The organism is Hyphomonas sp. GM-8P, from assembly GCF_003263315.1.
In the GTDB taxonomy this organism is placed as follows: Bacteria; Pseudomonadota; Alphaproteobacteria; order Caulobacterales; family Hyphomonadaceae; genus Hyphomonas.
In genome coordinates, this window is record NZ_AWFE01000127.1 from 100,789 (window position 1) to 123,960 (window position 23,172).

The 23,172-nt window shown below is 59.6% G+C and carries 27 protein-coding genes; 17 read left to right on the forward strand and 10 right to left on the reverse strand.

All coding sequences use genetic code 11. The annotated features are described in order from the left end of the window. Window positions 1-35 precede the first annotated feature (35 nt). Window positions 36-437: a MucR family transcriptional regulator gene (locus HY26_RS17650; RefSeq protein WP_112074240.1), complete on the reverse strand. Its 402-nt coding sequence runs from the start codon at window positions 435-437 to the stop codon at window positions 36-38. A 213-nt stretch (window positions 438-650) separates the two neighbouring features. Between HY26_RS17650 and glyA the strand changes: the two genes are divergently transcribed. Genes glyA through nusB form a run of 7 tightly spaced genes read left to right on the forward strand, consistent with a single transcriptional unit; the run spans window position 651 to window position 5,754 of the window. Further along, window positions 651-1,958, forward strand: a complete 1,308-nt coding sequence (gene glyA, locus HY26_RS17655) for a serine hydroxymethyltransferase (protein WP_034764938.1) — start codon at window positions 651-653, stop codon at window positions 1,956-1,958. Window positions 1,959-1,964: 6 nt separating this feature from the next. Further along, complete coding sequence (gene nrdR, locus HY26_RS17660; protein WP_034764935.1) at window positions 1,965-2,441, forward strand: transcriptional regulator NrdR; 477 nt, start codon at window positions 1,965-1,967, stop codon at window positions 2,439-2,441. Further along, entirely contained in the window at window positions 2,438-3,085 is a 648-nt protein-coding gene (locus HY26_RS17665; RefSeq protein WP_034764931.1) for a RibD family protein, read from the forward strand. The genes nrdR and HY26_RS17665 overlap by 4 nt, the downstream gene beginning before the upstream one ends. A 24-nt stretch (window positions 3,086-3,109) precedes the next feature. Continuing rightward, window positions 3,110-3,730 (forward strand): riboflavin synthase, encoded by a 621-nt coding sequence (locus HY26_RS17670; protein WP_034764927.1) that lies wholly within the window; start codon window positions 3,110-3,112, stop codon window positions 3,728-3,730. 4 nt (window positions 3,731-3,734) lie between these two features. Next, window positions 3,735-4,862 (forward strand): 3,4-dihydroxy-2-butanone-4-phosphate synthase, encoded by a 1,128-nt coding sequence (gene ribB, locus HY26_RS17675; RefSeq protein WP_034764923.1) that lies wholly within the window; start codon window positions 3,735-3,737, stop codon window positions 4,860-4,862. Beyond that, the gene (gene ribH / locus HY26_RS17680; RefSeq protein ID WP_034764920.1) at window positions 4,862-5,290 is read left to right on the forward strand and encodes a 6,7-dimethyl-8-ribityllumazine synthase; all 429 of its coding nucleotides are present in this window, start codon (window positions 4,862-4,864) and stop codon (window positions 5,288-5,290) included. Before ribB ends, ribH begins: the two co-directional genes overlap by 1 nt. After that, entirely contained in the window at window positions 5,287-5,754 is a 468-nt protein-coding gene (gene nusB, locus HY26_RS17685; protein WP_034764917.1) for a transcription antitermination factor NusB, read from the forward strand. Before ribH ends, nusB begins: the two co-directional genes overlap by 4 nt. Here the strand turns inward: nusB and HY26_RS17690 are convergent. Together HY26_RS17690 and erpA are read right to left on the reverse strand one after the other, a co-directional pair. Beyond that, window positions 5,751-6,920 carry an epoxide hydrolase family protein gene (locus HY26_RS17690; protein WP_034764915.1) on the reverse strand — a complete coding sequence of 390 codons (1,170 nt, stop codon included), beginning with the start codon at window positions 6,918-6,920 and terminating at the stop codon, window positions 5,751-5,753. The two genes, nusB and HY26_RS17690, sit on opposite strands and share 4 nt — an antisense overlap. A gap of 64 nt (window positions 6,921-6,984) precedes the next feature. After that, window positions 6,985-7,326 (reverse strand): iron-sulfur cluster insertion protein ErpA, encoded by a 342-nt coding sequence (erpA, locus tag HY26_RS17695; protein ID WP_112074241.1) that lies wholly within the window; start codon window positions 7,324-7,326, stop codon window positions 6,985-6,987. Window positions 7,327-7,353: 27 nt separating this feature from the next. Here erpA and HY26_RS17700 point away from each other — a divergent pair, with 27 nt between their 5' ends. From HY26_RS17700 to scpB, 5 genes are all read left to right on the forward strand, one after another. After that, window positions 7,354-8,526 (forward strand): deoxyguanosinetriphosphate triphosphohydrolase, encoded by a 1,173-nt coding sequence (locus HY26_RS17700; RefSeq protein WP_065382740.1) that lies wholly within the window; start codon window positions 7,354-7,356, stop codon window positions 8,524-8,526. A gap of 130 nt (window positions 8,527-8,656) precedes the next feature. Further along, window positions 8,657-9,484 carry an SPOR domain-containing protein gene (locus tag HY26_RS17705; protein WP_034764889.1) on the forward strand — a complete coding sequence of 276 codons (828 nt, stop codon included), beginning with the start codon at window positions 8,657-8,659 and terminating at the stop codon, window positions 9,482-9,484. Beyond that, complete coding sequence (gene nagZ / locus HY26_RS17710; RefSeq protein WP_233351680.1) at window positions 9,484-10,521, forward strand: beta-N-acetylhexosaminidase; 1,038 nt, start codon at window positions 9,484-9,486, stop codon at window positions 10,519-10,521. The genes HY26_RS17705 and nagZ overlap by 1 nt, the downstream gene beginning before the upstream one ends. Further along, window positions 10,518-11,351 carry a ScpA family protein gene (locus HY26_RS17715; RefSeq protein ID WP_112074242.1) on the forward strand — a complete coding sequence of 278 codons (834 nt, stop codon included), beginning with the start codon at window positions 10,518-10,520 and terminating at the stop codon, window positions 11,349-11,351. The genes nagZ and HY26_RS17715 overlap by 4 nt, the downstream gene beginning before the upstream one ends. Window positions 11,352-11,361: 10 nt before the next feature. Next, a complete protein-coding gene (gene scpB / locus HY26_RS17720) occupies window positions 11,362-12,366 on the forward strand; it encodes an SMC-Scp complex subunit ScpB (protein WP_112074257.1) in 1,005 nt (334 codons plus the stop codon). A 2-nt stretch (window positions 12,367-12,368) separates the two neighbouring features. Here scpB and HY26_RS17725 read toward each other — a convergent pair whose 3' ends face one another. The 4 genes from HY26_RS17725 to HY26_RS17740 form a co-directional block, all read right to left on the reverse strand. Then, a complete protein-coding gene (locus HY26_RS17725; RefSeq protein ID WP_034764886.1) occupies window positions 12,369-12,971 on the reverse strand; it encodes a DUF1287 domain-containing protein in 603 nt (200 codons plus the stop codon). Window positions 12,972-13,014: 43 nt separating this feature from the next. Then, window positions 13,015-13,686, reverse strand: a complete 672-nt coding sequence (locus HY26_RS17730) for a nitroreductase (RefSeq protein WP_034764882.1) — start codon at window positions 13,684-13,686, stop codon at window positions 13,015-13,017. Window positions 13,687-13,763: 77 nt separating this feature from the next. Further along, window positions 13,764-15,098 (reverse strand): cytochrome P450, encoded by a 1,335-nt coding sequence (locus HY26_RS17735; protein ID WP_112074243.1) that lies wholly within the window; start codon window positions 15,096-15,098, stop codon window positions 13,764-13,766. 100 nt (window positions 15,099-15,198) lie between these two features. Beyond that, window positions 15,199-15,687: a DUF2244 domain-containing protein gene (locus HY26_RS17740; RefSeq protein WP_139068762.1), complete on the reverse strand. Its 489-nt coding sequence runs from the start codon at window positions 15,685-15,687 to the stop codon at window positions 15,199-15,201. Window positions 15,688-15,745: 58 nt separating this feature from the next. On the opposite strand from HY26_RS17740, the gene nth reads away from it, so the two are divergent. After that, window positions 15,746-16,498 carry an endonuclease III gene (gene nth, locus HY26_RS17745; RefSeq protein WP_112074244.1) on the forward strand — a complete coding sequence of 251 codons (753 nt, stop codon included), beginning with the start codon at window positions 15,746-15,748 and terminating at the stop codon, window positions 16,496-16,498. Window positions 16,499-16,729: 231 nt separating this feature from the next. Next, window positions 16,730-17,500 carry a YdiY family protein gene (locus HY26_RS17750; RefSeq protein WP_112074245.1) on the forward strand — a complete coding sequence of 257 codons (771 nt, stop codon included), beginning with the start codon at window positions 16,730-16,732 and terminating at the stop codon, window positions 17,498-17,500. Here HY26_RS17750 and HY26_RS17755 read toward each other — a convergent pair. After that, window positions 17,497-18,378, reverse strand: coding sequence for a RimK family alpha-L-glutamate ligase (locus HY26_RS17755; protein ID WP_112074246.1), 882 nt, complete (start codon window positions 18,376-18,378; stop codon window positions 17,497-17,499). The two genes, HY26_RS17750 and HY26_RS17755, sit on opposite strands and share 4 nt — an antisense overlap. 80 nt (window positions 18,379-18,458) lie before the next feature. On the opposite strand from HY26_RS17755, the gene HY26_RS17760 reads away from it, so the two are divergent. Then, window positions 18,459-19,457, forward strand: a complete 999-nt coding sequence (locus HY26_RS17760; protein WP_112074247.1) for an adenosine kinase — start codon at window positions 18,459-18,461, stop codon at window positions 19,455-19,457. Here the strand turns inward: HY26_RS17760 and HY26_RS17765 are convergent. Next, complete coding sequence (locus HY26_RS17765; protein WP_112074248.1) at window positions 19,454-20,053, reverse strand: 2-hydroxychromene-2-carboxylate isomerase; 600 nt, start codon at window positions 20,051-20,053, stop codon at window positions 19,454-19,456. The genes HY26_RS17760 and HY26_RS17765 overlap by 4 nt on opposite strands. A gap of 57 nt (window positions 20,054-20,110) precedes the next feature. On the opposite strand from HY26_RS17765, the gene HY26_RS17770 reads away from it, so the two are divergent. Further along, window positions 20,111-20,449, forward strand: a complete 339-nt coding sequence (locus tag HY26_RS17770) for a helix-turn-helix domain-containing protein (RefSeq protein WP_034763995.1) — start codon at window positions 20,111-20,113, stop codon at window positions 20,447-20,449. A gap of 6 nt (window positions 20,450-20,455) precedes the next feature. On the opposite strand, the gene HY26_RS17775 is transcribed toward HY26_RS17770, so the two are convergent. After that, on the reverse strand, window positions 20,456-22,042 hold the full coding sequence (locus tag HY26_RS17775; RefSeq protein WP_034763992.1) for an AMP-binding protein: 1,587 nt from the start codon (window positions 22,040-22,042) through the stop codon (window positions 20,456-20,458). Window positions 22,043-22,198: 156 nt separating this feature from the next. Between HY26_RS17775 and lipA the strand changes: the two genes are divergently transcribed. After that, a complete protein-coding gene (lipA, locus tag HY26_RS17780) occupies window positions 22,199-23,170 on the forward strand; it encodes a lipoyl synthase (protein ID WP_034763990.1) in 972 nt (323 codons plus the stop codon). Window positions 23,171-23,172: the final 2 nt, after the last annotated feature.

Here is a 23,172-nt window from a genome sequence, read left to right on the forward strand (position 1 = left end):
ATCTGAATTCAAACGGAATAGGCGCCTTTGGGCGCCTATCTCTTTTTCTTGCCGAGACCGATGTTCTTCGCGTGCTTTGAGCGCAGTTTGGCATAATTCGGTGCGACCATCGGGTAATCGGCCGGTAGGTTCCACCGTTCCCGATATTCCTCCGGTGTCATGGAGTAGCGGGACCGCAGGTAACGGCGCAGCATTTTGAGCTTCCTGCCGTCTTCCAGGCAGATCAGGAAGTCCGGTGTAATGGATTTCGAAATCGGAACCGCGGGCGAGAGGGCTTCGGCATTGTTCGAATCTTCCTCGGACAACGACAAGATCGCGTCATGTACGGACCGGATCAGACCGGGCAGGTCGGATGCTGGAACTGTATTGTTGGAAACGAAGGACGAGACGATCCCTGTCGTCATCCCCAGCACGTCAACCTGCTTCGGGTCACCCATCTTGCCACCACCGTTATTTTTATAATGCTACGGTAATTCAAAACATAATGTCACGAAGAACGCGGTAAGACCAGAAGATCATAAGTATTAGCGCGCGATTACCCTTATTACATCAAACAAGATTGAGAAAATCTGCCGACTGTTATGCGGGATTGTCCAGTTGCGAGCGCGCGCCTCTGCGCGTAAACAGCGCACGGAAAGCAGGAGAATCCCATGGCAGACACCGCCCAGACGCAACGGTTTGATACCAGCGGTTTCTTTTCGACCGGTCTTGAAGAGAGCGATCCGGAAGTTTTCGCCGCGATCGGCAAGGAACAGGGGCGCCAACAGCACGAAATCGAGCTGATCGCTTCGGAAAACATCGTCTCCAAGGCGGTTCTGGAAGCGCAGGGATCCGTCCTCACCAACAAATATGCCGAAGGCTATCCGGGCCGGCGCTATTATGGCGGATGCGAATTCGTCGACATTGCTGAAAATCTCGCGATCGACCGCGCAAAACAGCTCTTCAATTGCCAGTTTGCCAATGTCCAGCCGAACTCCGGCAGCCAGGCCAACCAGGGTGTTTTCCAGGCTGTCCTGAAACCAGGCGACACAATCCTCGGCATGAGCCTCGATGCTGGCGGTCACCTGACGCACGGCGCACCCCCCAACCAGTCGGGCAAATGGTTCAATGCCGTCCAGTACGGCGTGCGCCGGGAAGATGACCGCATCGATTTCGAACAGGTCGAACGCCTGGCCAAGGCGCACCGTCCGCAGATGATCATCGCAGGCGGCTCTGCCTATCCCCGTGAAATCGACTTTGCCCGCTTCCGGGCGGTCGCTGACGAAGTTGGCGCGGTGTTCATGGTCGACATGGCTCACTTTGCTGGTCTCGTGGCAGGCGGGGCGCATCCGAACCCGCTCGACTATGCCGACGTGGCAACCACCACCACGCACAAGACGCTTCGTGGCCCGCGCGGTGGCATGATCCTGACCAATGACGAGAAGCTGGCCAAGAAGATCAATTCGGCGATCTTCCCCGGCATTCAGGGTGGCCCGCTGATGCATGTCATCGCGGCGAAGGCTGTTGCCTTTGGTGAGGCGCTGCGTCCGTCTTTCAAAGAATATGCTGCGCAGGTGGTCGTAAATGCCAGAGCCATGGCCGCTGCGGCGAAAGCCAGCGGACTGGATGTTGTCTCTGGCGGCACGGATACGCACCTTGCGCTGATCGACCTGCGCCCCAAAAAGGTGACCGGTAAGGACGCTGAGGCCGCACTCGGCCGTGCATTTATCACCTGCAACAAGAATGGCGTGCCGTTCGATCCTGAGAAGCCAACGATCACCAGCGGTATTCGCGTCGGTTCACCGGCTGGCACCACGCGTGGCTTCGGAGAAGAAGAATTCACCCGGATCGGCAACTGGATAGGCGAGATCGTCGATGCCGTCGCGACGGGCGACAGTGCGTCTACGGAAGACCGTATTCGCGACGAAGTCAAAGCGCTGACGGCGCAGTACCCGATTTATGGTGGCTTGGGAGGCTGATCCGGTTTGCGTTGTCCTTTCTGCGGATCTGAGAACACATCGGTGAAAGACAGCCGCTCGGCTGAAGACGATACCGCTGTGCGCCGCCGCAGGGTCTGCGAAAGCTGCGGCGCCCGGTTTACAACATTCGAGCGGGTGCAGCTGCGCGAAGTGACGGTTGTAAAGCGGGACGGCAAGCGTGTGCCGTTTGACCGGGAACGTCTCGCAAGGTCGATCACGATTGCGCTGCGCAAGCGCCCGGTCGACCGTGAACAGATCGACCAGATGGTTTCAGGTATTCTGAGGAAGCTGGAAAGCGCTGGCGAGCCGGAAGTTGCCTCCAACGATGTAGGTGAGCTGGCGATGGAGGCGCTGCGCATGGTCGATCCGGTCGGCTATGTCCGCTTCGCCAGCGTCTACAAGGACTTCCGTGATCCGAGCGATTTTGCCCAGTTCATCGAAAAGGCCGCGCTTGAGGACGAAGAGGACCTCGAAGGCGAATGAGCGGCGTGCGGGTCACGCTGAAGCTCGCCACTTCGCTGGACGCGCGGATCGCCCTTGCCGATGGGACGAGCCAGTGGATCACATCCAGTGAGTCCCGGGCCCGGGGGCACCAATTGCGTGCTTCGCACGATGCCATCCTTGTAGGCATTGGTACTGTTCTGGCGGACGACCCGCTGCTCACCGCGCGCACGGTGCCCCTGCCGAAGAAGCAGCCCGTTCGTATCGTGGCGGATTCCAATGGGCGCACACCGCTCAGCTCCCGCCTTGTGCAGTCGGTATCGAGCGGCCGCGTCGTGGTGGCGACCAATGGCCAGCCGCAGGATTTCCTGACGCGGAGCGGCGTGGAGATCTGGCGCTGCGGTAACGGCGTACGGATGGATGTACAGGATTTGCTACGCCGGGCATCCGCGGAAGGAATTTCTTCGCTGCTGATTGAAGGCGGCGGAACGTTGGCTGCAAGCTTTATCCGCGCTGGTCTTGTTGATGAAATTGCCTGGTTTGTGGCGCCAATCCTGATTGGCGGCGACGGCTTACCAGCCCTTGGGGGACTTGGCCTTCAGACCCTGTCGGATGCGACACGGTGGAAACCTGTCGCGACGGAACGCATTGGGGATGACGTTCTGAACACTTATGTTCGTTTTTAGCAAAAGTCGCCTGAAGGTCTTCCCATGTTCACAGGTCTCGTCACCGATGTCGGCACTGTCCGGAAGGCGGAACACCGCAACGGCTTGACGCGGTTCGAAGTTGAAAGCGGTTACCCGCTGGAAGACATCGCCATGGGCGCGTCGATCATGCACTCCGGTGTTTGCCTCACCGTCGTCGATAAGGGGCAGGGTGAGCGCGGCGCCTGGTTTTCCGTTGAGGCCGTGCCGGAGACGCTCGCGAAGACGGTGCTCGGAGAGTGGAACGAAGGCGCACGGGTCAATCTGGAGCAGAGCCTGAAACTGGGCGATGAGCTGGGCGGACATTTCGTCTTCGGCCATGTCGATGGCGTCGGCGAAATCGTCTCCATCGAGCCGGAGGGTCAGAGCCGCCGGATCACGATCCGTCCACCGGCTGATCTGGCGAAGTATTTTGCGACCAAGGGGTCCGCCGCGGTGAACGGCGTTTCGCTGACCGTCGCGGATGCCTTGCCGAATGGCGACTTCCAGGTCGCTGTTATTCCGCACACATGGGAGGTGACCACGCTGGCTGATCTGCAGCCGGGCAGCCGTGTGAACCTTGAGATAGATATGCTGGCACGCTACGTCGCCCGCATGATTGGTGCTGATGCACCTGAAGGGCAGTGAAACAATGTCAGACGAGTTCAAGCACGCGATCTCCTCGATCGACGAGATCATCGAAGACGCCCGCAACGGGCGCATGTTCATCCTTGTGGATGCAGAAGACCGCGAGAATGAGGGAGACCTGATTATCCCGGCAAATTTTGCGACGCCGGAACAAGTCAATTTCATGGCCCGTCACGGCCGGGGCCTGATCTGCCTCGCCATGACACAGGAACGTGCTCATACGCTGAATCTCGACATGATGACCCGGAACAACCGGGAGAGCATGGGCACGGCCTTCACCGTTTCCATTGAGGCGAAGGAAGGCGTCACGACAGGGATTTCCGCGCATGATCGTGCGAAGACTATCGCTGTCGCTATCGACCCGACCAAGGACTACGATGATATCGTTTCACCCGGTCACGTTTTCCCGCTGGTCGCCAAGGATGGCGGGACGCTGGTCCGCGCGGGCCATACGGAAGCCGCTGTCGACATTTCTCGCATGGCCGGCCTCTATCCGGCCGGTGTGATCTGCGAGATCATGAACGAGGACGGCTCGATGGCTCGCCTGCCGGACCTCGTTGCCTTCGCGCAGCTCCATAATCTGAAAATCGGTACCATTGCCGACCTGATCGCATGGCGCCGCCAGAATGACCGCTTCCTTGAGCGCCGGGTCGAGGCACCGCTGGAGTCGGCCTATGGAGAAGGCTTCCGGACCGTGTGCTTCCGCAATGTGCTCGACAATTCCGAGCACATCGCCATCGTTCACGGCACGATCAAGCCAGACTCCACCACGCTGGTTCGCGTCCACCGCACCGACGTGCTGGCAGATATCCTGGGCGAGCGCGGTCCACGACAGGGCCTGGTCGAACGTGCGATGCGGATCATTGCCGAAGCGGAAGAGCCAGGCGTGGTCGTGTTCGTAAACACGATGCAGGCGAATGCCATTGCCGAACGCCTCGGTCTGAAGACGTCGACACCGAAAGACCCGACCTCGCCGCTGCGCGAGTACGGGATTGGTGCACAAATTCTGCGGGAGCTCGGCGTGCGCAAGATGATTTACCTGTCCGATACGCAGCCCACCCGCGTTGCAGGGCTTGACGGATACGGCATGACGATAGAGGGGTGGCGCCGCCTCAACGAGGAGACAAACTGATGGCTGACCGGGTCCTGGTAGCGGTTTCGCACTACTATAAACATATTTCCGAAGAGATGCTGGCTGGCGCGATGGAAGTGCTGGAAGCTGCCGACGCAAAAGTCACGGTGATGGAAGTGCCGGGCGCTTTTGAGCTGCCGGGTGTGATCGCCATGGCGGCAGACTCGGGACGCTTCGATGGTGCGGTCGCCTTGGGTTGCGTGATCCGCGGTGAGACGACCCACTATGACTATGTCTGTGGCGAGAGCGCGCGGGGCCTTATGGACCTGATCGTCAATCGCCGGCAGGCCATCGGCTACGGCATTCTGACCGTCGAGAACGAGGCACAAGCGCTGGCACGTGCCGATCGCAAACGCGGCAACAAGGGTGCGGACGCAGCGAACGCTTGTCTCTCCATGATCAAATTCCGCAAGGAACTCATTCGTTGAGCGATCAGAAGTTTCCATTTGAAGTCACACGCGCGCGCCGGGCTGGTGCGCGCCTTGCGGCCGTGCAGGCGCTCTATGCGATGGAGCAGACCGGCAAGTCGGCGCGCGAGACCATTCGTGCCTTCATGGAAGACAAACTTGGCATCGGTCCGAATGAGGAACCGGTGGAAGAGGCCGATCCGGATCTTTTCAAGTCCATCGTCAATGGTGTGGTAGACAATCAGGCGAGGGTCGACAAAGCGATCCTGAAACGCCTTGCATCAGGGTGGAAGCTGACCCGCCTAGACGCCACGATGCGCGCCTTGCTCCGCGCAGGCGCCGCTGAGTTCATCGTGCACCAGCATCTTTCCCATGCCGTGATCATGGATGAGTATGTGTCCCTCGCACACGACTTTTTTGAAGAGTCAGAGGCAAAATTCGCCAACGCCGTGCTGGACAATGTCGGGAATGATCTGCGCGCCTAATCGTGCGCGCGTGCCCAGGCCCTGACTTCATCGACAAAGAGCGTAGGCTTTTCCATCGCTGCAAAGTGGCCGCCTTTCGGCATGTCACGCCAATGCACGAGATTGTAGGCTCGTTCGACCCAGCTTTTTGGTGGGGCCGTATAAACCTTCTCTCCCGGGAAATTCGCAAACCCGGTCGGTGTCTCACAGCGAGCACCTTCCGGCAGCTGCACACCGCCTTCCTGGAATAGGGCGTTGTAATACCAGACGCTGGTCGCGATCGCATCATTGACGAGGTACAGCATCACATTCGTTAGCAGCTGGTCTCGTGTGTAGACGGAGTATAGGTCACCTTCACGCAGGTCTGACCAGCCATGGAACTTCTCGATGATCCAGGCAGTCGTGCCAACCGGAGAATCCATCAGCGCCATGGCGAGTGTCTGCGGCTTTGTCGCCTGCTCCATGAAATAGGCGCCTTCGGCTTGCATCGCGCCCTGCATGTTGGTCAGCCAGTTCGCTTCTTCCTCCGTGTTCGGAGTTGGCGGTGTCGGACGGAAACCAATCATGTTGAGGTGGATCGCGCGGCACCCGCCATTCTTGTCGTGCGCGCCATGGTTCAGGCCTAGCCAGGATGTGACAAGCCCGCCCCAGTCTCCGCCTTGGGCAAGATAAGATTTGTAGCCGAGCACATCGCGCATAAGCTCATCCCACAGCGCCGCGGTTGCGCGTTGGCCCATGGGAGAGGCGGGCTTCTCCGAGAACGCGTAGCCAGGCAGGCTGGGGATCACGACATCGAATGCATCGGCTGCGTCGCCACCATGGCGGGACGGGAAGGCGAGCGGTTCGATGGCGTCCCAGAACTCGAAGAACGAACCCGGCCAGCCATGGGTCAGCAATAGCGGGCGCTTGCCTTCGGCTTCACCCACAACGTGGACAAAGTGGATTTCCATGCCGCCGACGTCAGCCTTGAAGCTCGGGTACTTGTTCAGCAGGTCTTCCTGCACGCGCCAGTCGTATTCGTTCAGCCAGTACTTGCAGAGTTCCTGAAGGACGGGCGTCGACATGCCATACGCAAAGCCCTTTTCATTTTCGGGTGCCGGAAACCATCGATAGGCTGCAACCCGCTCCCGGATGGCGGCGAGCTTTGCGTCGGAAACGGAAATATTGAACGGGCGTACCTGGCTCATGAGTGTCCTCCTGACCGTCGGACCCTATCGCGAAGGTGCAACTGGCGCGAGCGGTTACCCGGCGTCAGATTGAAAAGCTTGTCCCGCAGCCGCAGGCAGCCGTTGCGTTCGGATTGTTGATCTTGAACGCTGCGCCGATCAGTTCGGTCGAAAAGTCGATCTCAGAACCATTCAGAAATTCGAGGCTCATTTCATCGATCAGGACCTTGGCCCCGTCGCGTTCAACCAGCAGATCGTCCGGATTCGCCTCTGAGGCGAAATCGAACTTGTATGAGAAGCCGGAACAGCCGCCTCCCTCGACAGAGACGCGCAAAAAGTCTGCGCCGTCCTGTTTGGCCAGAATCGCATTAATGCGCTTGGCAGCCGAAGCGGTAAGGGTCACATCAGGGGCAGTCGTCGTGCTCATGACCCATAGATAGGGACGTTTGGACCAATGGAAAAGAGAGCGGTGTATGCAACGCGCCATGAAGACAGCCGGGGCCGGTATCACGATGAAGCTCCGTCTGCCACGCGCACGCCCTTCCAGCGCGACCGCGACCGCATCATTCACTCCACAGCTTTTCGGCGCCTGAAGCAGAAAACGCAGGTCTTTGTGGCGCATGAAGGTGATCATTTTCGCACGCGTCTGACCCATTCTCTGGAAGTGGCGCAGATTGCCCGCAGTATTTCACGTACGCTGGGGCTGGATGAGGACCTGGCTGAGGCCATGGCGCTGGCGCACGATATGGGCCACCCACCGTTCGGGCACGCTGGTGAGGATCAGCTGGACGCGTGCATGGAACCATTTGACGGTTTTGATCATAACGCCCAGACGCTCCGCGTCGTCACGCGGTTGGAAGTGCGCTATCCGAATTTCGACGGCCTAAACCTGACCTGGGAAATGCTGGAAGGCTTGGTAAAACACAACGGCCCGTTGATAGATGGCGATACGAGCGCCGCCGATCTCCCGGCCGCATTCCGGGAGTTTTCCCGCATTGAAGACCTGGAACTTGACCAGTTCGCGGGGCCGGAGGCCCAGGTTGCGGCTCTGTCAGACGACATCGCCTACAATAATCACGACATTGACGACGGCATTGCTGCGGGCCTCTTCACGATCCAGGAATTGATGGAACTGCCCATCGTGGGAGATGTTTTCCGGGGCGTTAAAATTGAATACCCACATCTGACGGACCGGATGGTCACATATGAAGCGGTGCGCCAGCTCATCGGTGTCTGGATCAACGATCTTGTTGACGAAACCCGGCGCCGGGTGAAGCGCCTTCAGCCGGCGAGCGCAGCGGAAGTCCGCGGTCTGGGTGAGCCGCTAGTGGGGTTCAGTGACGAGCTTGCTGACAAACAGCGGGCACTCAGGGCCTTCCTGTTTGAGCGGATGTACAAGCATTACAAAGTGAACCGGATGCGTTCGAAGGCGAAGCGGATCCTGGCAGAGCTGTTCGAGGGGTTCACTTCAGAGCCGCAAACGCTCCCATCGCCCTGGCGGGAAGATGCCTCGCAGGCGGATGCGTTTCGCCGGGCCCGCATCGTTTGCGATTACATCGCGGGCATGACCGACGGCTATGCCATTGAGGAGCACCGGCGCCTCTGTGACCTCAGCCAGCTGGGATGAAGGCTGGGACCTACTGCAAGATTTGAGGAAATCCCTGCCATCGCCCTGGAGCTATGGGCTGCTGTTCAATTGCCGTTAACGAAACGAGCCTAAAAATTAACCTCAGGAAACAAGCCAGAAGGGACGTTTCATGAGTCGCTACCGGTACGGCGCCGATGAGGCCTCACCATTCGAAGATGACTATCGCGGGTTCGACATTCGCGACGATGAGACCGCGCGTGGACCATTGATCCTGGCGCTGGCGATCGGTGTGCTGCTGGTGTTCGGCGCAGTCGTCTGGAACACATACCGTCAAGGCGTCCGGTCCAATGGAGGAGGGTTGCCCAGCGTGATTGCCGATGCGCAGCCCTACAAACGTATTCCGGATGAACGGGGAGGACTGGAAGTCCGCGATACCGACAAGCGCTTCTATGACCAGATGGATGCTTCCGAGCGCATACCGGACCTGGCAAATCTCGATGGCGGCGACGGCTCGGACATGCTGCAGGGCGGTCCGCCCATTGATTTGCGTCCGACGGACGATGAGGTGGATGGCAGCGATCCGGACAATGGGATGCCGAACTCGGTCGCCGATGAGGTAGCTGAACTGGCCGATCTCAGCCGGCCTGACCGGGGGATTGAGTCGGAGGCGCTTGCGCCGATGCCAGCGCCGCGCGCGCCACTCCCGCCGCCGCGTGAGGTCTCACCACAGTTCGCCTTCAGCGAAGGGGGTCAGTACCTCGTGCAAGTGGCAGCGTTTCGTACCCAGGATGCTGCTGAGGCCGCATGGCGCAAATCTGCGTCTGAGCACCCGGATCTCTACCGCGGTGCCGGAAAACGCATCCAGCGGGCCGATCTGGGCGCCAAAGGTGTGTTCTACCGCTTGCGAGTCGGCGGCTTTAGCCAAAAAACAGAGGCAGACGCCTTTTGCGATGCGCTGAAGGCCGAAGGCGACAACTGTATTGTGGTGACCGGATAGTGGCGAAGGCCTGTATCCTCAGCGTTTCAGGCTCAGTCCTGACACCAGGTGAAGCGGACCTGTTCAAGGCGCAAAACCCGTGGGGTGTGATTCTCATGGGCCGTTCGTGCGTGTCACGTGATCAGGTGCGCAGGCTGGTGGCGGACATCTGGGATTCGACAGGCCGGAAAACGTTGATCTTCATCGACCAGGAAGGTGGGCGTGTGGCGCGGCTAAAGGCGCCGGAATGGCCGCTGTTTCCCCGCGGCGCGGACTACGCTGCGATCTATGAAAAGGACGCTGAGCTAGGGCGAGAGGCTTGCTGGCTCGGCCACAGGCTGATTGCGTCGGAACTCGCGAGTTTGTCGATCCACGCCGATTGCGCTCCGGTTGTCGACCTGCCGGTGCCAGGGGCGCATGACGTGATTGGGGACAGGGCGTTTGGCGCAGAGCCGGAGCAGGCGGCGGACCTTGCCCAAGCCGCTATGGCCGGTCTGCACGCTGGCGGGGTAGCGAGCGTGATCAAACACATTCCCGGGCATGGCCGGTCCATGGCAGACAGCCATTTGCAGCTGCCACGAATAACCGCTGGGGACAATGAGCTGTCGAAAGACTTCGATGCCTTCTCCCGAGTCGCTGATGCGCCGATGGCGATGACAGCCCACATTGCTTATGAGGCCTACGATCCCGGTAAGGCAGCAACAGTGTCCCGCTACATGATTCAGGAGATCATACGAGGTCGAATCGGGTTTGATGGGCTCCTGATGACCGATGATCTGGGGATGAGGGCACTTGGCGGCAGCCTCGCTGAACGCGCGCACGCGTCGATCGCGGCGGGTTGTGATGTGCTGCTGCATTGCTCTGGGTTTCTCAAGGATCCAGCAGAAATTCTCGCCGAAATGACGGAAGTGGCGGAAGCCGCCCCTGTTTTGGCAGGGCGTCCCGCGGAGCGTGCCGCTGCTGCTGATGCCATCGCGCAGCAGGCCGAACCGATTGAACCGGCCAAGGCCTGGCAGCGGTTCCATGAGCTATTCCCGAATGTGGGAGCGGCCGAATGAGTAGCGATTCTGTCACAATGGAGACTCTCTCTTCCGACATGGAAGAGGCTGACATCCAGGACATTTTCCGCGTCGATGTCGGCGGATATGAAGGCCCGCTGCATCTGCTGCTGGAGCTTGCCCGCCGTCAGAAGGTGGATCTCCTGCATCTATCCATGTTCGAATTGGCCGAGCAGTATCTCGTCTTCATTGAGGACGCGAAGAAGCGCCGGATGGACCTCGCAGCCGACTATCTTCTGATGGCGTCCTGGCTGGCATTCATGAAGTCTAGACTTCTCCTGCCAAAGCCGGAAAAGCCGGAAGAAGACGAACCGACTGGCGAAGAGATGGCTTCGCGGCTTGCTTTTCGTCTGAAGCGGCTCGACGCCATGCGCGATGCCGTGAAAGAGCTGCAGGGCGGGCCGATATTGGACAATGTCGTTTTCCTGCGTGGCACGCCTGAGCAGCCCAAAGTGATTCGCCACACGGAATGGAATGCCAGCCTGTACGAGCTGACGCAGGCTTTCGGTTCGATCAGGGATCGGCGCGAGAAAGAGCGCCCGCACGTGATCGAGCAACAGCTGGTCTTGCCTCTGGAACTTGCCCGTACGACGCTCAGGCAGCTTCGCGGTCAGCTCGCGCAGTGGTCTTCACTTGACGAGATCAGCCTGACCATGACGGATGTGGACCCGGAGTTGCCCACACGCTCGGTCACGGCCAGCGTATTCTCAGCGGCGCTGGAACTTGTACGCGACGGCGAGGTCGAAGTCCGGCAGGACACCCATTTTGCGCCGTTGTACCTGCGGAATGCGCAAAGCCACCCACAGGGGGGCAGCCATGCAGATGTTTGAGAAGATTGAAATGAACGACGAAACGTCAGCCGAGAAGAAACCGAGCGCGGTCACGCAGCTCGCGCTGGCTTTCCGCCGGTCTGAAGAAGCGCTGCACGAAGACATGAACGAGGCGCTGGCTGAAGGCGTGCGCCGGGCTGAGGCTGTTCTGTTCGCAGCGGGTGAACCATTGTCGGCAACGCAGATTGCGGAAATTCTTCCGCACGGTGTTGAAGCCGCTGAAGTGTTGATGACCCTGCGGGCGCTTTATGTGAACCGGGGGGTGAACCTGGTCGAGGTCGCCGGCAAATGGCGCTTCCAGACAGCGCAGGACCTGTCTTATCTCTTCGTGGAAGAGCGACAGGTTCAGAAGAAACTCAGCCAGGCGGCGCTCGAAACCCTGGCGATCATTGCCTACGGCCAGCCAGTCACGCGCGCAGAGATCGAAGCGGTTCGGGGCGTGGCGGTTTCCAAAGCCGTGATCGACACGCTGATGGAGACCGGCTGGATAAAGATTAAAGGCCGGCGCAAGACGCCGGGCCAGCCACTGACCTATGGGACCACGGATGCGTTCCTTGAGCATTTCGGCCTTGAGAGCCTGAGCACGCTGCCGGGCAAGGCAGACCTCGAAGCAGAAGGTCTGCTGTCGGATGTCATTCCGGCCGGGTTCCAGATGCCGGATGAGGAGGCGCTTAGCGAAGAAGAGCTGCTTGTGGACGCGGGCGGTGATACCGAAGAGATTGAATCCTTCGTGACCGATTTCATGGATGATGGTCGGGATGAGGAAGAAGTTGAGGCGGAAGCTGACGCTGAAGCTGAGGCAGAATCCTTCCCGGAAAAGCCTGTGGAAGACGTCAAGGCTGACGAGCAAGAGGATGACGGAATTAGCGTCTTTGCCTACACGCGGGCGCCTGTCCGGACTGCCGAAGATCAGGACGAATTTGACCGCGACGATATCAAGGCGGCCGTGATGCGTCTCCGCAAGGAAGAGCGGACGCCGGAGCAACCCATTTCCGAATGGAATGAGGACGACTAGGTTTAGGCAGTCACTTCAAAGCGGAACCGGCGTTCGTCGCCGAATAGTCCGAGGATGTCCTCTTCCTGCGTGCCGCCACCAATGTTGTGAATCACATATGGGTGGCCGGCAGACGTTCGCTTGTCCGATACGATTCCTATGTGAGGCAAGCGGCCGCCCAATCGCATTGTATACAGATCACCCGGCTGCCAGCCATCCAGCGCTGCGGGCAGGGGCAAGTCCACGCCCTGGCGTTCGAAGAATCGTTCGAGATTAGGTACTCGTCTGTGATCAATGTTCCGGTCTGGACGGCTGAGCCCCCAGATTGCTGGATAATCCGCAAACGCGGTTTTCATATCATCGTGGACGAGTTTCTGAAGATCCACCTCGAAAGCATCCCGGTAGGCGCGGACAACGACATCGGTGCAGACGCCGGTCGACCGGTCCACATCTCCCATGGGGTAATCGAGCCGGACATAGGCCGCGTCATAGCTCTGCGTCACGCCAATCTGCTGGCGGGCCGCTTTTGAGAGGCGCGTGGCGAAGGGAAGCGATCGTTCACCGAACGTCTGCGGTAGCAGAGGTAGTGCAAGCGTGGAGACGAGTATGGACCGGCGCGTGTACATACGCCTAACAGATCATCGAGTTCCGGCAGGAATGCGGCGGAATCTAGAAACCGTGAAACTCGGCGATTTCGTCAATATCGGTCCGTTCGGCCCGCAGAGAATTGACAGGGTGGGATTTGTCCGGCTTGCCGACAGCAACGCCGCACCAGATCATTTCAGTCGGCGCGAGGTTGAAGTGCTCCTTCAGGGCAGGGCGCAGCACGCCCCAGCATTCCTGGAAGCAGGTGCCCCAGCCACGTTCTTCAGCCAGCAGAGCGAGGGTCTGCAGGTACATGCCGGCATGGCCCCACTGGCCGTGGCCCATGCGTTCATCAATCACCAGGAAGATGGCGAGCGGCGCCCCGAAGAAGCGGAAATTGTTGGAGAACCAGGCGAGGCGGGCCGCACGGTCTTCGCGGGGAATGCCGAGGGCTTCGTACATCATCTCGCCGACGCGGCGCCGACGGGCTTCATAGGGTTCCCACAGGTCTTTCGGATAGATCGGCCGGTCCGTCTTCTGGCCGCGTGGGTCTGCCGCCAAGATTGGCGCGGCCATGGCGATGACGTCGTCTTTCGCCTGGCCGGTCACGGCGATCGTGCGCCAGGGCTGGACGTTGCCGCCGGACGGTGCGCGCTGGGCCTGGGTTAGCCATTCGCGGACTTCGGCTTCGGAAAGCGCGTCGGGCAGGAAAGCCCGGGTGGATATGCGCTGGTCGACTGCTTTGGAAACGTCCATGAAAAACCTCCCGTCAGGATCTGACGGGAGGTCTAGCGGCTTATCGCCGGGTCAGCCAACAGGCTTCTCGCCCAGACTTATTTTTTCGGGTGCAGGATCACCGGCATCCAGGTGTAGCCATGCACAAAGGCGCCTGAGGTGTAGGACGGTTCGTCCAGCACTTCGATGTGCTCGAAGCGCTCCATCAGTTCCTGCCAGAGAATCTGCAGCTGCAGTTCACCCAGGCGATTGCCGACGCAGCGGTGGATGCCGAAGCCGAAGGACAGGTGACGGCGGGCATCTGCACGGTCGATGATGTAGTCGTTCGGCTTGTCCCAGAAGTCCTCATCCCGGTTCCCGGAGATGTACCACATGGCGACCTGGTCACCCTTCTTGATGAGCTTGTCGCGTAGCTGGACATCTTCCAGCGCGGTGCGGCGCATGAAGGCCAGCGGCGTTTGCCAGCGGATCGTTTCCGACACCATGTTCGGGATCAGGGACAGGTCGCCCTTCAGCTTTTCGAACTGTTCCGGATACTTGTTGAGGGCCCAGACAGACGCCGTCATCGTGTTGCGGGTCGTGTCATTTCCACCGACGATTAGCAGGATCACGTTGCCGAGCAGTTCCATCGGCGTCATGTTCTTCGTCTTTTCGCCGTGCGCGAGAAGGCTCATCAGGTCGTGCTGTTGCGGGATCGCCTGACGTTCCTGGAAGATCTGCATGAACGTAGTCAGGCATTCCATCATTTCGCGGCGCCACTGTTCTTCACCGCCCGGGCAGATATCCGGATTGTGCATGTTGGTGACGACGTCTGACCAGCGGGTCAGCTGACGGCGATTTTCGAACGGGAAGTCGAAGAGCGTCGCGAGCATCATCGTGGTGAGCTCAATGGAAACCGTATCGACCCAGTCGAACGGCTCGCCAACCGGAAGGCTGTCGAGGAGGCCCTGCGTCCGCGAGCGGATCAGCGGCTCATACTCTTTCAGCATGTTCGGCGCGACGGCCGGCTGGACCGTTTTGCGCTGTTCGGAGTGGCGCGGTTCGTCCATGGCGATAAACATTGGCATTTCGAAGTCTTCGAGCGGTTCGCCGAGGGTGATGCCGCCGTGCTCCCAGCTGGACGAGAAGCGCTTGTGGTCGGTATCTACCGCCATGATGTCTTCATATTTGGTGACCGACCAATAGGGACCGACGAAGGAATCCGGCGTATAGTGGACTGGGTCTTCCTTGCGAAGACGGTCGAAGCGGTCCCACATCTTGTTCTGGCGCCAGATTTCGCCATCAACGACGTCGAGGGTTTTCAGGTCCAGGCTAGAGGCTGGGGGAACTTCTTCGCCAACACGAAGATAGCCTTCGTGAAGGGGTTCCCGGTCGGAAACTTTCGGCCGTTCAAGGGCCGGATGGTCTATGGAATGAACTGTATCGGCAGCCATGTAATATCCTCCTTTTGCCGGTCTCCCTGGGCACCGGTCTGCTCGCTTAAGACGTGTATATCACGGTCGTTTTAAAAAAACCATGACGCTTGCGTCATTTTTATGCGGTGTGGCGCTCAAGTCGCGCTTTGTGGAGGGCGGTTTTCATGGCGTCGGCCAGGGATTTGCGTTCCGGCACCGTCAAGAAGCGCCCGATGACCCATCCTGTGCGGCCATGTTCGACGCGTAGCCAGGAATCGGGCTGGAGCGGTTCATCAAGCTCAACCCGGGCAAATCCGGCGGGGACGCTGACGCGTTTTTCGGTGCCATTGGCTTTGCGGTGCATCATATCCAGCGTACTGGAGGTAATGCGGATCCGGGTTTCCTCGCGCTGTTTCCGGAATGACCAGCGGAAGGCGAGCCAGATCGCGAGGGCATCCAGACCGAAAAAGCCGATCACTGGAACCGCACCCATGGACAGGAAAGCCATGCCTGTCAGGAAGCTGACCACGCCAACAATGCTCATGACGACGGCAAATCCCCGCTCAGAGAGGGAGCGGTTCGGCGTTAAAAGCGCGTCAAAATAAATGATTTCATCTGTGTCGGGCATCAGGAACAATACTTAACACGCTCTTGCCCAGCCGGAAGCTGCCTGACAGACAAATTGCATGACAGAATCGCCGCATGAGAAATCTTCCCGGAAACCCGCTAAAAAAAAGCGGGCAACCCGTACGCTTGGGCCGGAGAAGACGGAGAAGATCTTCGCCGCGCTGGCGCATGACCGGCCGGACCCGAAGACCGAGCTGGAGTATTCCAATCCTTTTACCCTTGTCGTGGCTGTCGCGCTGTCGGCGCAGGCGACCGATGTCGGAGTGAACAAGGCGACTCGGAAACTGTTCAAGATTGCGGACACGCCGGAAAAGATGCTGGCGCTCGGTGAAGAGCGCATCGCCGATCATATCAAGACGATCGGACTCTGGCGCAATAAGGCGAAGAATGTGATCGCCCTTAGCCAGAAACTGCTTGATGATTTCGGGGGTGAGGTGCCGCGCACTCGAGAAGCGCTGACCACCTTGCCAGGCGTTGGCCGCAAGACGGCGAACGTCGTGATGAATGAGGTGTTCGGGGAGCCCACCATCGCGGTTGATACCCATATTTTCCGCGTGTCCAACCGGACGGGACTGGCGCCCGGGAAGACACCAGATGAGGTGGAAGCCGTGCTTGAACGCGTAACCCCCGAGAAGTGGAAGAAGGGCGCGCATCACTGGCTGATCCTGCACGGGCGGTATGTTTGCAAGGCTCGGACGCCGGAATGCTGGCGTTGCGTTATTGCGGAATGGTGCAAGTTCGCGCCGAAGACGCCAGACCCAGCGACGGTTTCCTCGTTGGGGCCAAAAGCGCCGAAATCGAAGAATAAATAGGCTTCGGTGCTCAGGTGCCTGCGGCGCCCGTGAAGGCGTTTTTGGTGCACACCATACATCCGGCTACGGAGGTGTCGGATGGATTTATTTTTAAGTGCGTATTTACGACAGGATGCGATGTTTCGGGGGTGGAGAAGCCACGCGAATCGCTGGCCTCCAGTTCGCCTCATTTTCGCTAATCTTGCGTCACGCCGAGCAGGAAAAGCGAGCGAAGGAATAAGGGAAGTGCCAATGAAGTATATTATCTGCGCGGCGATGAGCGCGGCTCTCTCTGGAATTGTGTTTTCGGCACAGGCAGATGACGAGCGGATCGAAGGCTGGTCTGGCGAAGGCGCACTCAGCGCCGGCATGACCAGCGGCAACACCGATACGCGCGAGGTGGGCCTCACCTTCGATGTCGATCATATCACTGGCAAGTGGGATTACGGGTTCCAGGGGCAGGTCGATTATGGCGAGCAGGACGGCTTGGAGAGCCGCAATCGTGCCTTCCTCGGCGCCAATATCGACTACACGATCAGCGACCGTGTGTTCTCGTTCGCCCGCGCTTCCTATGAGGTTGACCAGTTTACTGGTTTTGACAGCCGTTCCTTTGTGGGTGGCGGCCTTGGTTATCGATTCCTCGGACTCGATCCTGTCACCTGGGTCGTGCGGGGCGGCCCCGGTGTGAAGATAGATGAGGTCAAACGCGTTGTGACGGTGGATGATCTTGGGGCACCGCTGATCATTCCAGCAGAAACCGAAACGTCCGTTGGTTTCGTGGGCAAGTCGAAATTCACCTGGGCACTCAACGACAAGGTCGAACTGTCGAACAATACCGATGTTCTCTATGCGGCGGAGTCGACGCAGATCTCCAATGGCTTCGCGCTGACGGCGCAGATCAACGGATCACTATCGGCCCGATTTGGGTTTGATACGCGGTACGACACCAACCCTCCCGATGGGTATGAGACAACCGACACCGCGACCAAGATCGGCGTCGTCTACAAGTTCGGCAAGCACTAGGCCGGCGTGGTTTCCAGCCGCTTCCTTACGGCCTCGGCGATCATGTCGCCGAGGCGCGGACCTTCGACTGGATAGAGGTAAGGCTCGATGGCTTCGAGTTCCATGAGGACCAGCCGGCCGTCATCGCCGCGCACCATGTCGACTCTTGCATAGAGCGGCGCTTCATCCAGCATGGTGATGATGGCTGATGCATCGGAAAGGTCATCCGTTGACGGATCGACCGGCGTTTCCTTGCCGCCATATTTTGACTGGATGCGATAGTCGCCCTGTACGGCGCGTTTCACCAGCGCGTGGCAGAAATCGCCGCCGATGAAGATGAAACTGTACTCGCCCTCACTCTGGATGGAAGGCAGGAAGGGCTGCACCATCATAGGGTGGAGCATGTCCGGAACCACGTCACCCCGCTTCAGGCGATACTGACCGTCTGCACCGGCGCCAACTTGCCGCTTGAAGACGAGATCGTCGGAGCCGTGTGTATCAAAAGCGGCTGCTGCGCTTTTAGCATCGACCTTGTCCAGCCAGAGGGTCGGAATGATCCGCGCGCCGCGGGCTTCCAGGTCGCGTAGATAGGTCTTGTGAATGTTCCAGCGAACAAGGTCGACCGGGTTGTAGAGGGGCGTCGCCGCCTCGATCCTTGCGAGCGCGGCGAGAAACTCGTCCTGCCGGTCCCAATAGTCCCAGGTCGTGCCGATGATAGCAGCACCATAGCTGCCCCAGTCGGCATCTGGATCATCCCAGGAGACGTCCTCAATTGTCAGGCCGCGGGCCGCGAATGCGGGGCGCAGGGCGTCCATCATGTAGTCATGCTCAAACGCATCATCCCGGCGGTTCGGAGTGCCGGGAAGAGTGACCTGGGAGGCGATGTAGGCGATTTTCATGGCCGGGCCTTTAGCACGCCTGCCGGTTGCGTCCAGCGCCTGCCTCTGGCAATGGCCCCGTTTTCAGCAGGAGATTCCGGATGGCGGACGTGCGTTTCGATGTTGTGGGCCTCGGCAATGCGATCGTGGACGTCTTGTCCCGTGCGGATGATGCCTTCCTGGCCGAATGGGGCATCCACAAGAATGCGATGAACCTGATCGAGGAACCGCGCGCGCACGAACTGACCAGGGTCGCCAAGGAGCCGCTTTACACATCCGGCGGCAGCGGCGCGAACACGATTGCGGGGCTTGCCAGCTTTGGCGCTTCTGCGGCGTATATCGGCAAGGTGGCGGACGACGAGCTCGGCGCGCAGTTCAAGCGTGAGATGGAAGCTGGCGGCGTACCGTTCCCGACCACGCCGCTGACAGCAGGTCCGGCCACAGCCCGCAGCATCATCTTCGTGACGGAAGACGGCCACCGCTCGATGAATACTTTCCTCGGCGCATCCGTCCTGTTCTCCAAGGAAGATGTGGATGCGGACGTCGTGAAAGCAGGCGGCATCCTCTATCTTGAGGGATATCTGTTCGACAAGGACGAAGCCAAGGAAGCTTTTATCTTTGCCGCAGAGACTGCAAAGGCCGCGGGCCGCAAAGTGGCGCTGACCCTGTCGGATCGCTTCTGTGTCGACCGCCACCGGCCGAGCTTCCTGCAGCTCGTCCGCAATAATGTAGACATCCTCTTCGCCAATGAGGAGGAGCTGCTCGCGCTCTACGAGACGGAAGACTTCGATGCGGCGATGGCATCGCTGCAAGCGGACACCGCTGTGGCCGCTGTGACGCGCAGCGAAAAGGGATCCGTTGTCATCGGCGACGGAGAGCCCATCGTGGTCGAAGCTGTGCCTGTGAAGGAAGTAGTCGATACGACCGGGGCAGGTGACCAATACGCCGCTGGCTTCCTGTTCGGCATGTCACGCGGCCTTCCGCTAGCGATCTGTGCGCGCCTTGGGCATATCGCCGCCGCGGAAGTGATCAGCCATTTCGGGCCGCGTCCGGCGGTCTCCTACAAGGTGCTTGCAGAAGCCGCCGGTATTTTCGCTTAGGCCGTCACGGCCGCGAGGGCATAGTCCAGCCGGTCATGCCCGAAAAACATTTCGTCGCCCACGAAGAAAGTGGGCGACCCGAACGCACCGCGCGCAAGAGCGCTGTCTGTGTTCTCTTTCATGACCGCCTTGTTGGCCTCATCAGCGGCAAGGCGTTTGATCTCATCGAAGTCGAAGCCTTCCGCGTCGCACATGGCTTTCACCGATGCATCGTCGTCCGGTTTGAGGGCCTCGGGCGTTTCCCACATGTGGCTGAAACAGGCATCGATAAAGCGTTGCTGCTCCTGCGGGTCGTCGGCCAGGCCAATCGTGGCACGAAGTAAGTCGCGCGTGCTGACCAGCGGGAAGTATGGGTTCATGCGTATGGTGATACCGTAGCGCGTTGCGCAGCGCTGCAGGTCGGCCAACATGTAGGTGTTCTTGGCGGGCACCATGCCCGGCGGGCGATTGCCGGTGCCCTGCATGATGGCACCCAGGAACATGGGCTTGATTTCGACAGGTGTATCGTTGTGCTTTTTCAGCTGCTTCACTGCTGCATTGGCAATGTGGGAATACGGGCTGATATAGTCGAAATAGAACTCAAGTGCCTTGGCCATTCGGGTCTCCATAAGTTTCATTTTGGAACTAAGGCAAATCAGGTTAGGCTTGCAAGTATGAAATGGACAGAACTCTCGGATAATTGGTGCCCGGTCGCGCGAACGCTATCAGTCGTGGGGGACCGGTGGACGCTTCTGATCCTCAGGGATTGTTTCCTGGGCCTGTCCCGGTTCGAGCAGTTCATCGAGTCGAGCGGCATGACGCGGCACATCCTCGCCGAACGCCTGAAGCGCCTGGTTGAGGCAGGCATTCTGGAACGCCGACAATACTCCGCAGGCCCCAAACGCTATGACTATGTGCTGACGGAAAAGGGGCAGGAACTCGCTCCGGCCCTTCTGACCCTGAAGGATTGGGGCAAGAAGCACATGCCTGTGCGCCGGGCGACGAACGCCTGACGCGGCTCAGGCTTCGGCCAGATCCACAGCCTTCTTCTGCACGGTCCCGTAATCGATCTTCCCTGTGCCGAGCACCGGGATTTCATCCACATGATAGACCCGGCGGGGCACAGAGATTTCCGGCACGCCATGGCTTTGCGCCCACGCAAGGATCTCTTCGCGGTTACAGTCCGGACTGTCGCTTAGCAGGATAATCTGCTCGCCCTTGCGCGGATCCGGCATGGCGACCGCTGCGTGTAGATTGTCCGGCCAGATCGCGCTTGCACAATTCTCGACGACCGCCAGTGACACCATTTCACCGCCAATCTTCGCGAAGCGTTTCACACGGCCCATGATACGGATGAAGCCCTCGTCGTCGATGGCGACCACGTCACCAGTGTCATGCCAGCCGTCATCTGGCGCTTCGAGTACACCGGGTGCCGACGGGCGCAAATAGCCCATCATGATGTTGGGACCCTTGATATGCAGTCGGCCGCCTTCCGGAATGCCATCCACCGGCAGGAGGCGATGTTCCATGTCTGCCATCAGCACGCCGACCGTGCCGGGCTTGTTGCGTTCCCACTGGTTGGCGGCCACGACCGGCGAGGCTTCGGTGGCGCCATAGCCTTCCAGGATTTCGATTTCGAATTTGCGGCGAACCAGCGCCCGCGTTTCGTCCTTCACACGTTCCGCACCGCAGACCGCGAGGCGGATCGAGCTCATGTCCCCATCGGCGCCAACGCGCGCATATTGGGAAATGAAGGTGTCCGTTGCCAGCAGGATCGTGGAGCCCGTCTCACGGATGCGCTTGACGATTTCGCGTGGCTGCAAGGGAGAGGGGTGAAAGATCACCGGGATGCCCGCGATCAGCGGCAGGATGGCGCCGACGGTCAGGCCAAAACAGTGGAAGGTGGGCAGCGGGTTGAACAGCTTGTCCGTATTCACATCAAGGCCGATATGGGCGCGCACCTGTTCGACATTTGCCATGACGTTCTCATGGCTCAGAACAACGCCCTTTGGTTCGCCTTCAGTACCAGAGGTAAAAAGCACCACGCCTGGACTCTTGTAGCGCGCCTTGCGACGGATCAGGCCCGGCGCCAGCGGACCTATCACGGCTGCGAGCTTGTCTTTCAGGGACAGGTTCTCGCGGACGTCTTCGAGATAAATGATCTCGGCCACACGGGAGAGGTCTTTCACCAGGGCTTCAAGGCCAGCGATTTCGATGAATTTGCGTGCGGTGACAATCTTCGTCATTTCGGCCGCCCGCATGGCCGCTTTCAGATTGCGGGAACCGGCTGTGAAGTTCAGCATCGCCGGAACGCGATTGTAAGCAGACAGTGCATAGAAGCCGATCACCGCACCCGCGCCGGTTGGCAACATGATTCCCACTGACTCACCGGATTTGGTTTTCGATGCCAGGGCAGAGCCAAGTCCGAAAGCGCCCCGAATCACGTCCTTGTAGCTGAGCAGCCGTTCTTCGCCGTCGACCATGTCGTAAATGATCGTCTTGTTGCGGCCAAATTCGCCTGCTGCCCGCATCAGCGCGGCAAACAGGTCTGTACGGGTTCGTGCAGGGCGATATGGCAGCGGCGCCGGAATCGGTAGCGTGGTCATGAACGGCTCTGGTTCCCTCGTGGGCGTTTTTCGCCTCACATGTTTGTAACATTTTGACACCAAGCAGCCAGAGCTCGGCAAACATTGCAAGTTTGCATGCGCAGATTGCAGTGTCTCCGACTTGAGTTCAGGCGCGGCTGAGGCCATGTTCCGGCGATGGCAAACCTCATTGATCTCAAGGGCGAAAAGCCCCGCCTGCGGCACCCGGAGAAGCAATCCCGGCCAGACAGCCCGGTGCAGCGCAAGCCGGAATGGATTCGGGTGAAGGCACCGGGATCAAAAGGCTATTCCGAGACTCGTGAGATCGTGAAATCCAAAGGCCTCGTCACCGTGTGCGAGGAGGCCGGATGCCCGAATATCGGCGAATGCTGGGACAAGAAGCACGCCACGATGATGATTCTAGGTGAGGTCTGCACCCGGGCCTGCAGTTTCTGCAATGTGTCCACCGGTAAGCCGCCTGCAGGTGTGGATGAGGATGAGCCACGTCGCGTGGCCGAAGCGGTTGCCGAAATGGGGCTGCAGCACGTCGTCATCACGTCGGTCGACCGGGACGACCTGGTCGATGGGGGGGCGATGCACTTCGTCAATACGATCGAGGCGATCCGCGCCGCGTCGCCTGGGACGACCATCGAGATCCTGACGCCGGACTTCCTGCGCAAGGATGGCTGGGAGAACCGGGTCATCGATGCGAAGCCGGACGTGTTCAACCACAATCTCGAAACGGTGCCGCGTCTGTACCTGTCGATCCGGCCGGGCGCCCGCTATTTCCACTCGCTGCGCCTGCTACAGAAGGTGAAAGACCGGGATCCGAACCAGTTCACCAAGTCCGGCTTGATGGTCGGCCTGGGTGAAACCAAGGAAGAAGTCATGCAGGTCATGGACGACATGCGGTCCGCCGGCGTCGATTTCCTGACCATTGGCCAGTACCTGCAGCCAACCCGAAAACACGCACCAATTGACCGCTTCGTCACGCCTGACGAGTTTCGGTCTTATGAAGAGATTGCGCGCGCCAAAGGTTTCTTGATGGTCTCTGCGACGCCGCTGACTCGGTCGTCTCACCATGCAGGTGAAGATTTTGCCAGACTGCGCGCTGCGCGTGAGGCGCTGAACGCCGGCAAGTCTGCCTGAGC

Bases quoted from the DNA above. Each gene is read 5' to 3' on its own strand.
- HY26_RS17715 (WP_112074242.1), top strand. From the start codon at position 10,518: ATGAGTAGCGATTCTGTCACAATGGAGACTCTCTCTTCCGACATGGAA.
- scpB (WP_112074257.1), top strand. From the start codon at position 11,362: ATGAACGACGAAACGTCAGCCGAGAAGAAACCGAGCGCGGTCACGCAG.
- HY26_RS17725 (WP_034764886.1), bottom strand. From the start codon at position 12,971: ATGTACACGCGCCGGTCCATACTCGTCTCCACGCTTGCACTACCTCTG.
- HY26_RS17750 (WP_112074245.1), top strand. From the start codon at position 16,730: ATGAAGTATATTATCTGCGCGGCGATGAGCGCGGCTCTCTCTGGAATT.
- HY26_RS17755 (WP_112074246.1), bottom strand. From the start codon at position 18,378: ATGAAAATCGCCTACATCGCCTCCCAGGTCACTCTTCCCGGCACTCCG.
- HY26_RS17775 (WP_034763992.1), bottom strand. From the start codon at position 22,042: ATGACCACGCTACCGATTCCGGCGCCGCTGCCATATCGCCCTGCACGA.
- HY26_RS17670 (WP_034764927.1), top strand. From the start codon at position 3,110: ATGTTCACAGGTCTCGTCACCGATGTCGGCACTGTCCGGAAGGCGGAA.
- HY26_RS17760 (WP_112074247.1), top strand. From the start codon at position 18,459: ATGGCGGACGTGCGTTTCGATGTTGTGGGCCTCGGCAATGCGATCGTG.
- HY26_RS17735 (WP_112074243.1), bottom strand. From the start codon at position 15,098: ATGGCTGCCGATACAGTTCATTCCATAGACCATCCGGCCCTTGAACGG.
- nth (WP_112074244.1), top strand. From the start codon at position 15,746: ATGACAGAATCGCCGCATGAGAAATCTTCCCGGAAACCCGCTAAAAAA.
- HY26_RS17690 (WP_034764915.1), bottom strand. From the start codon at position 6,920: ATGAGCCAGGTACGCCCGTTCAATATTTCCGTTTCCGACGCAAAGCTC.
- erpA (WP_112074241.1), bottom strand. From the start codon at position 7,326: ATGAGCACGACGACTGCCCCTGATGTGACCCTTACCGCTTCGGCTGCC.
- ribH (WP_034764920.1), top strand. From the start codon at position 4,862: ATGGCTGACCGGGTCCTGGTAGCGGTTTCGCACTACTATAAACATATT.
- HY26_RS17700 (WP_065382740.1), top strand. From the start codon at position 7,354: ATGGAAAAGAGAGCGGTGTATGCAACGCGCCATGAAGACAGCCGGGGC.
- lipA (WP_034763990.1), top strand. From the start codon at position 22,199: ATGGCAAACCTCATTGATCTCAAGGGCGAAAAGCCCCGCCTGCGGCAC.
- HY26_RS17650 (WP_112074240.1), bottom strand. From the start codon at position 437: ATGGGTGACCCGAAGCAGGTTGACGTGCTGGGGATGACGACAGGGATC.
- HY26_RS17665 (WP_034764931.1), top strand. From the start codon at position 2,438: ATGAGCGGCGTGCGGGTCACGCTGAAGCTCGCCACTTCGCTGGACGCG.
- HY26_RS17705 (WP_034764889.1), top strand. From the start codon at position 8,657: ATGAGTCGCTACCGGTACGGCGCCGATGAGGCCTCACCATTCGAAGAT.
- ribB (WP_034764923.1), top strand. From the start codon at position 3,735: ATGTCAGACGAGTTCAAGCACGCGATCTCCTCGATCGACGAGATCATC.
- glyA (WP_034764938.1), top strand. From the start codon at position 651: ATGGCAGACACCGCCCAGACGCAACGGTTTGATACCAGCGGTTTCTTT.
- HY26_RS17770 (WP_034763995.1), top strand. From the start codon at position 20,111: ATGAAATGGACAGAACTCTCGGATAATTGGTGCCCGGTCGCGCGAACG.
- HY26_RS17730 (WP_034764882.1), bottom strand. From the start codon at position 13,686: ATGGACGTTTCCAAAGCAGTCGACCAGCGCATATCCACCCGGGCTTTC.
- HY26_RS17765 (WP_112074248.1), bottom strand. From the start codon at position 20,053: ATGGCCAAGGCACTTGAGTTCTATTTCGACTATATCAGCCCGTATTCC.
- HY26_RS17740 (WP_139068762.1), bottom strand. From the start codon at position 15,687: ATGCCCGACACAGATGAAATCATTTATTTTGACGCGCTTTTAACGCCG.